The sequence below is a fragment of the Halorubrum sp. SS7 genome, assembly GCF_005435055.1.
GTDB classification, from domain to species: domain Archaea; phylum Halobacteriota; class Halobacteria; order Halobacteriales; family Haloferacaceae; genus Halorubrum; species Halorubrum salinarum.
Genome location: NZ_SGXV01000057.1, coordinates 1 through 887 on the forward strand (window position 1 = coordinate 1; position 887 = coordinate 887).

The 887-nt window shown below is 59.0% G+C and carries 2 protein-coding genes and 1 pseudogene; all 3 read left to right on the forward strand.

Features of this window, described 5'->3' with window-relative positions:
- Positions 1–349, forward strand: a 349-nt coding sequence (locus tag EXE44_RS16350) for an FAD:protein FMN transferase (RefSeq protein ID WP_137717948.1), incomplete at its 5' end; no start/stop codon positions are given.
- Between the two features lie 22 nt (positions 350–371).
- The gene (locus EXE44_RS16355; protein WP_241988354.1) at positions 372–620 is read left to right on the forward strand and encodes a hypothetical protein; all 249 of its coding nucleotides are present in this window, start codon (positions 372–374) and stop codon (positions 618–620) included.
- Positions 620–887: pseudogene (locus EXE44_RS21505) on the forward strand (hypothetical protein); the annotation flags it as partial. The gene EXE44_RS16355 and the pseudogene EXE44_RS21505, both read left to right, overlap by 1 nt.

Genomic DNA, 887 nt, shown 5'->3' on the forward strand with positions numbered 1-887 from the left:
GACGGGACCGGTCGCCATCGAGAGCCCGTACGGTGACGACACACCGCTGAAGGTCCTCGACACGGACTGGTATGTCGCAACATCGGGCGGATACCGACGGTCACGAAACGGCACTGACCACGTCTACGATCCGACCACCGAATCGCTCGGCTCTCGCCATGAATCGGTCACCGTCGTGGCACGCCGAGACTGTATGGAAGCCGACGCCCTGGCGACGACCCTCGCGGCACTCCCGCTTGCCAAGGCACGCGAATTAGCATCGGACTGGGAGGGTCTAGAGGCGCTCATCATCCACGATGGCGTCTTCCATACGACAGATGGCTTTGAGACACATGTTTTGGACACATAAGCAACGAATCACCGTCGTGGCGATGGTCGTCTTAGTGGTGGCTGTCCCTGCTCTTTGGCAGATCGGAGACGTGCGTGCCGCCCAAGCGATCGAACAAAAACAAAGCGACCTCGTCGACCAGACCGTTTCAACGCGACAGGCCCCAGCCGATTACGATGATGATGATATCAACGACTCCGCGGATACGTGTCCGACACGACCGGAAACGAAAAACGGGTTCCAGGACGCGGACGGCTGTCCCGATATCGTCGAAACGACGGGGGCATCGTGATGTCACAGCTCGTCTGGCTCCTCGACCGAGGTGCCGCACTTGTCACGTATCCGGCATTGTATCTGGCAGTTCTCACGGGCATCCTCTACAACACGGAATCGTTTGGAATGCTCCACGAGGCCGCTCAACGAATCCATATCGAACTATCCGTGTTCGCGATGATCGTCACGTTGCTACACGCGGGACTCGGTGTCCTTGATGCGTGGTTCGTTATCACCGGACAGGTTCCAGCGCCGGCATACTCGATGCCGTACTTTCTCGGCGGCG